Raw genomic sequence first — 6,000 nt, 5'->3', positions numbered from 1 at the left:
CGGCCCGCATAAGTACCGCCATCATACTGATGCCGAACTCATGTTTGAGCATAAACAATTCTCGCCATTCAATAGCGCTTCGACGATTGCCTAAATGTTGGTATAAAGCTTCACGTGGTAGCAGGAAAGCCCCGGCAAAATGATTGCAGGCTTTTTCTTCTTCCATATCATCAGCAAGCCGACCTTTCAGTATCAAATGTCCCAACTCGTGGGCAAGAGTAAAGCGTTGTCGATCTCCAGGCTGATGAGCTGAAATCACCACAATGGGCGTTTTATCAATTTTTCCTGCCAAACCATCAAATTTTTTCTTTGACTCAATATCCGTAACAATAATCATCACACCTTGAGATTCTAGGGTATCTATCATGTCTGAAATTGGGTTTAAACCTAACGACCAGGATGAACGTGTCTGATTGGCTAGCATTTCGATATCTTCAGACGAATGAATTTTTTCTGGTAAGTCATTCGGTATTGAGAATTCAGGTACGGGTTTAACTGAATCGGGATATAAGTCTAATAGTTCTTTCCAGCGTTCAGCTTGCTCCAGCACATCACCATTTATTTGGTCTAATAGTTTCTGTGGTGTATTAGCGTGTTTGCGATATTCAACACCTTTCAGGTCAACTTTGACAGGACGAAAGAAGTACTCTGAACGAACATTCAAGGCTTGAGCTATTTTTAATAATTTTGAAGAGGATGGCATGTTTTCGCCATGCTCATACTTCTTGATAGCGTTAGCAGAAATGCCGACTTCATCGGCAAGTGCTTTCATTGATAGCCCAGCAGCTTTTCGGGCTCGAACAAGACGTTCCCCAAACATTGCCGCTCTCCTTAAAAAATTACACAAGGTTTATAAAATTTAAAATAGTTTACAAATTGTAAACCTTGAGGGTACATCTGTCGAGTATCCACCATTGCTAATGATTCTCAGCTATCCATATGGATTTAAACGAAATTAAATATATAAAGTAGATAAATTGAAGGACGGGCAGTATAGAGGAAAATGTAAAAAATTATGTTCCAGGCCTAGCTGAAGGTATTTATGTCGAATTGTGAATTAAAGGTGTTTGAGGCCAAACTAAAGATTTTAATCAGACGTATTTATGGCCACGGATAGTCGGCCACTTCTTTGCCTTCTTTTTTATATTGCTCAGCAATTTCCCTGCGGTAGCTGACCACGTCAGCAATATCTATGGCACGAAGTTGGTTCACTTCTTCCTTGGTAAATGGGGTGTAATCTGCAGTTTTATCGCCCCAAAGCTCGACGATGTAATTCATTACTTCGGCGATTTCGGTTGAATTTAAGCCAGAGCTGGCTACGCCTGGAACATGCATCAGATAGGTACGGCCTTTGGTGTCTGAGGTGAAGGCATTTATTAATTGTAACGGTGGGATACCGCCGGCTGCTGAACCTGTGCCATCCATTGCATGACAGCCGGCACATTTTAAGATGTAGCTGTTGGCGGCATTGTAACGAGCCGGTTCAGCAAGCACGGGTGAAATTGAAGGAATGGCTGTTAACGCCATTAACCAACATAACAACCTGATGCGTTTGCCCGTCATATTACTTTTGTTCGCGTATCGCACGCAGCTCTTTGTGCGACAGCGGCGTGGCTTTCAATTTGTCGATGAGGGCAGCATCCGGTACTGCGTCACTTCCGTTTAAGGTGGTGAGAACATACTCCGCTATTTTGACCAATTCCTCACTTTCAACCATCGATTGGGGCGGCATGACCATGGCTTGATATTTGATACCGTCAACCGTAATGGTCCCGCTCAATCCTGCTGTCATGACACCAGCAATATATTCATTACCTTTTGAACCTAGCCGTTCCCATAACTCAGCGTTTTGCAGTGGCGGTGCCAAGCCCGGTATGCCGACGCCAGCATCGCCATGACATGCAGCACAGGTATTCGTGAACAAATCTGCACCGCTTACTTCTGCTGCCCAAATGTTTGGCGAAGTAGTGATCAGTACCAATGCTGAAGCAACAGCATGCCGAAAGTGTTTTCTGTTATTCATCTACGATACCGACTAGCAGGGCGACTGTGCAGTAATAGCCTTTGTTGTCATTGGCCATACACCAGTTAATATCGTTATGCAGGCCCATCCGATATCCCGGCCGTTCGTCTTGGCTGGTAAAGCAGAAGGTACTGCCGACCAGAGCTGCTTTACCACAGCAATCATTGTAAGAAACCAGGTAATCCTTGCCGTCATCCGGATTAAGGCAAGTACCCACCCATGCGACTTTTGAGGCATCTGAGCCGGGAGGACATGAGGTGTTTGTGCCACCGGAGTCATTACATAACGTGCCATCTAACGCGCAGTAACGCCAATAATCGCAGGAAGTTTCATCAAATACAGAAGATCCATCCGAGGCATAAGCCTTACCCATTGAGCGATCAAACGGTAATACTGGAAACAAGGCACTGGCCACCATTAAACCGCCGACCTTCGACAAAAATCCTCTTCGGCCATGCGTCTCTGCACTTTTACGGGCTTGCTTTTCTGCACGGCTATCCAGCATTTGGAGCATTTTTTCAAGTTTAGTGAACATGGATGTCTCCTTGGTCTAAATGGTTATTTCTTAACTAATCGTGTGTTGCTTAGCTAATTCTTGAATAGAAGCAAAGCCCGTTTCAGCTGCATTAAATAAGCTGTCGAGTTGTTCGCGGGTGTTGACCAAACCTTTGGCGAGCACCACACCTTCATTGTTAAGCAGCACAGCGAACGGCAGGCGTGAGACACGATAGGTCGTGCCTAATGGCTGAGACAGCACATAAGGAAAATTGGTGATGGCGTGTTTTTGAATGAACTCGAGGTGTTTGGTGGCTTCACCGTCGCTGGCTAACACGATATTGAGCCAGCTACCTTCAGCGCTTTGAATCGATTTAATTGCTGGTAACAGCTTGTTACAAATCGGGCAGGTTGGGGATAAGAAAAACACCAAAGTGCTTTTATCACCTTTATAGCCAATCTTAACGTCACCGCCATTTAAGCTGGTTAAATCAAAGCTCGGGCTGGCAGCACCAATTTGTGGGCCAGAATCGTTAATCATCGCGCCGATAGGCGAGATCCGTTCAAACAAAATGCCGATTTGCCGAGCCATGGCAAACACCATAATCGTCAGTACAATCACGATGATGGAGAGAAGCGCGACGAGAAAAATCAGTGTATTAATCATGATGTTGTTACCGATTTAAAGTTTGTGAGTGGTGGAAGTTGGCCAGCAGTTTTTCAGCGATGATGAACATGAGAAACAGCAAAGCACCACAACTAACCGATACGAAGGTATCGATCATGTTTATGTCGGTGGGGTGGGCGAACAGAGCCGGTAACGCTATCAATATAATCAGGCCGTTCCGTAGCACCAGGTCATAAGATAAAAACATCACTGGACCACCACAGCCACACTCAATCTGCGTATTGCCGCGGCGGATATTAATCAGCATTGCCAGGGCGTAGATGGATAACAGAGCAATGGCTGCCACAGTGGCAATTCCATTAAAGGCTGGAATGATTAAGCCCAAACTAATGGCAATCTCCAGGCCAATCAGGCCGTAAGTTGTGGCTTTAACCGATTGTTCTGGGACGAGATCGTAATTGTTTACGTAACCGGAAAAGCGATCTACATCCAATAATTTGTGCAATACGGAAATAACAAACAGCAGCACCAGAAAGGTGGTGCCGGTTATCGCCGTCAGATGCACTAGCTGATCGACATTCATTTGTCAGCAATCCAGACGATGTCGTAATGGCCAACATCTTCGGCAATGTCTTCTTGCAGAGTAGCTGCAAAGTCGGCTTTAGGATCGATGGTGAAGCGATAAACCACGCCAAGCTCAGAGTCATGAGCAAATAAAATAGGATCTTTACCATCGGTAACGGCAAGTGAAGAGATACCGGAATCTTCTATATCAACCGGCATGCGTGAAACCACTTTTTTACTATCGAGGCTGATAGTCCAGATTTCTTCTGCACCATTTTTATGACTGCCGTTATAGGCCTCAGAATGCATTGTCATAAAGACCACATTATTGGCTTTGTTATACGTCATAACCGCGACGCCGCCCGGAGCCCATTCACCTTCAACGCCTTCTACATAAGAAAATTTATCAACCAGACTAGGTTTTTCATCAGCATCAGAAACGCGGTACAGATTACCGTTGAAAGAGGTGAGAACAAGATCGTTATCTACACGTAAAACATGCACATAAACGGGGTCATCATCTGCATCAAATACTTTGGCACTTTTAACCGGATTGTTAACTTTGCCATCGGCTGAAAACGAATAGCTAGTGACCGTACCATCACCACATAAACTGCTAAAGCGATTGCCTTCTAAAGCAGGGTAGATGCCGATGCAACCCGGGTGAGGGATTTCAGTTAGAACTTCGCCTGCTTCCATATCCACCACAGTAACCGAGGTGGCCGGAGTGGCATTTTGTACGTAGGCATATTTACCATCAGCTGAAAATTCAAGATAACTCAGCTGTGGAGCGGACTGAGCCATTTTCGGCGACAGGATGATTTCACGTGTTTTGACTAAGCTCTTGGCATCAAATTCTTCCAAAACTGCTTCTGTCGGGCCGGACATAATTCGCTTGGCATACACCGAAGCGAGGTAAGCAGACTTGCCATCTTTACTCATGGCAAATTGAGAGACCACGCCAGCGCTCAGGCTGCCTTTAATCGATGTGAGATCTTCGGCGGATCGAATATGCACCCAGCTGGCACCATCCCAACTTTGATCCAAAACAAAAATACTCGGGCCGGGGGCAATGCTTGGTTCCACGGTTAATACTTCAGGGACGAACTCATCTTCTGCATAACTAAACGTGGTGCTTATTGAGCCTATTAAGCCCAAGCTAAGCATCAACACACTTTTATAGCGCATGATTTATCTCCCAATTAACTGAAAATGATGATTTTTATTGGGATGAGCACTAAATATGCCAATGTGTTCAGCTTGGATTTTCTTAAGATGAAATATCTATAACAAACTGATTTTTAATAAGATAATTTATATTTTGGATTACATAGTCTTTTTTCCTGCAAGGACGGAAGACATTTTTATGCTTTATTAATGTGCATCAAGCGAAAGTCATGCACTTTTTTTGGTGGCAGGAACTGCACTAAATGCAGTTTGGACACTAAACTGTCGAGAGCGAGACCCATTAAAGATAGAAACTGTAAATGATTACCTGTTATCTCAATTATTTTTGAGTAACTTCTTAATACAGAATGCTCCTGCTGATTTATCATGTGAAAGATGACTAGCCCACTTTTATTTCTATTTGCCACTGTAATATTGTTGTTAACGCCTGGCCCGACCAATACCTTGTTATGGGCTTCCGGGGCAGTGGTGGGCGTACGTCGATCCTTGCCACTGTTGATAGGGGAATTATTGGGCTATCTCAGCGCAATTCTGCTGATTCTGATTATTTTTGAACCGATCATTGAGCAGTTTCCTTTGTTTCAGCCGCTGCTAGCTGTGATCCTTGGCCTATATATTATTTATTTGGCTATCAGCATGTGGCGCCGAGCCGACCATATCAGTGCCACAGCTGAGCTGATCACCTTTAAAAAAATCTTTCTAGTGACGTTTTTAAACCCAAAAGCCTTTGTGTTTGCCTTAACGCTTATCCCTATTGGCCATAATCAGATGCATTGGTATTTTGTCGCTTTGGCCGCAAGCATCATGTTTATTGGTTTGAGCTGGGTAGTGTTTGGCTACCTTGTGGGATCAGTCGCTGGGCAACACAACTTAAAGCTGTTCAATCGGTTTTCAAGTGTCATGTTGACTGGGTTTGCAGGATTTATCGTGATATCGGCGTGGCAATAAAATTTGGTTTAACACGCAATTAAAATGGATTTAGGTAAGCGAGTGGCAAAAAGGAGCACCACCCCATGACAGAGTTAAATTCCAACGAAGGAACACATCGCAATCAGCGGTTAGCAGCGAGGCTGGTCGCTCTAATAGTGCTCTGGTTAGTGGT

8 protein-coding genes are annotated in these 6,000 nt (G+C 44.5%); 1 reads left to right on the top strand and 7 read right to left on the bottom strand.

Features of this window, described 5'->3' with window-relative positions:
* The 7 genes from E8Q33_RS13905 to E8Q33_RS13875 all read right to left on the bottom strand — a co-directional run.
* Positions 1 to 820: ImmA/IrrE family metallo-endopeptidase (locus tag E8Q33_RS13905; RefSeq protein WP_136555492.1), on the bottom strand; the 820-nt coding region annotated here is incomplete at its 3' end.
* A 281-nt stretch (positions 821 to 1,101) separates the two neighbouring features.
* Positions 1,102 to 1,587 carry a hypothetical protein gene (locus tag E8Q33_RS15760; protein WP_211116186.1) on the bottom strand — a complete coding sequence of 162 codons (486 nt, stop codon included), beginning with the start codon at positions 1,585 to 1,587 and terminating at the stop codon, positions 1,102 to 1,104.
* Complete coding sequence (locus tag E8Q33_RS13895; protein ID WP_136555476.1) at positions 1,565 to 2,023, bottom strand: cytochrome c; 459 nt, start codon at positions 2,021 to 2,023, stop codon at positions 1,565 to 1,567. Before E8Q33_RS13895 ends, E8Q33_RS15760 begins: the two co-directional genes overlap by 23 nt.
* Positions 2,016 to 2,558: a methylamine dehydrogenase light chain gene (locus tag E8Q33_RS13890; RefSeq protein ID WP_136555474.1), complete on the bottom strand. Its 543-nt coding sequence runs from the start codon at positions 2,556 to 2,558 to the stop codon at positions 2,016 to 2,018. Before E8Q33_RS13890 ends, E8Q33_RS13895 begins: the two co-directional genes overlap by 8 nt.
* Before the next feature lie 30 nt (positions 2,559 to 2,588).
* Positions 2,589 to 3,185 (bottom strand): methylamine dehydrogenase accessory protein MauD, encoded by a 597-nt coding sequence (mauD, locus tag E8Q33_RS13885; protein WP_136555472.1) that lies wholly within the window; start codon positions 3,183 to 3,185, stop codon positions 2,589 to 2,591.
* Between the two features lie 7 nt (positions 3,186 to 3,192).
* The gene (locus E8Q33_RS13880; RefSeq protein WP_136555470.1) at positions 3,193 to 3,729 is read right to left on the bottom strand and encodes a MauE/DoxX family redox-associated membrane protein; all 537 of its coding nucleotides are present in this window, start codon (positions 3,727 to 3,729) and stop codon (positions 3,193 to 3,195) included.
* Positions 3,726 to 4,898: an amine dehydrogenase large subunit gene (locus E8Q33_RS13875; RefSeq protein ID WP_136555468.1), complete on the bottom strand. Its 1,173-nt coding sequence runs from the start codon at positions 4,896 to 4,898 to the stop codon at positions 3,726 to 3,728. The genes E8Q33_RS13880 and E8Q33_RS13875 overlap by 4 nt, the downstream gene beginning before the upstream one ends.
* Positions 4,899 to 5,273: 375 nt before the next feature.
* On the opposite strand from E8Q33_RS13875, the gene E8Q33_RS13870 reads away from it, so the two are divergent.
* Positions 5,274 to 5,846, top strand: coding sequence for a LysE family translocator (locus E8Q33_RS13870; RefSeq protein WP_136555466.1), 573 nt, complete (start codon positions 5,274 to 5,276; stop codon positions 5,844 to 5,846).
* Positions 5,847 to 6,000 lie beyond the last annotated feature (154 nt).

It is taken from the genome of Methylophaga sp. SB9B (assembly GCF_004832235.1).
In the GTDB taxonomy this organism is placed as follows: Bacteria; Pseudomonadota; Gammaproteobacteria; order Nitrosococcales; family Methylophagaceae; genus Methylophaga; species Methylophaga muralis.
The sequence above is the reverse complement of the archived record's forward strand: the minus strand, read 5'-3'. Positions and strand labels throughout refer to the sequence as shown.

Coding starts and splice junctions, on each gene's coding strand:
- E8Q33_RS13895 (WP_136555476.1), bottom strand. CDS start 2,023: ATGAATAACAGAAAACACTTTCGGCATGCTGTTGCTTCAGCATTGGTA.
- E8Q33_RS13890 (WP_136555474.1), bottom strand. CDS start 2,558: ATGTTCACTAAACTTGAAAAAATGCTCCAAATGCTGGATAGCCGTGCA.
- mauD (WP_136555472.1), bottom strand. CDS start 3,185: ATGATTAATACACTGATTTTTCTCGTCGCGCTTCTCTCCATCATCGTG.
- E8Q33_RS13880 (WP_136555470.1), bottom strand. CDS start 3,729: ATGAATGTCGATCAGCTAGTGCATCTGACGGCGATAACCGGCACCACC.
- E8Q33_RS13875 (WP_136555468.1), bottom strand. CDS start 4,898: ATGCGCTATAAAAGTGTGTTGATGCTTAGCTTGGGCTTAATAGGCTCA.
- E8Q33_RS13870 (WP_136555466.1), top strand. CDS start 5,274: ATGACTAGCCCACTTTTATTTCTATTTGCCACTGTAATATTGTTGTTA.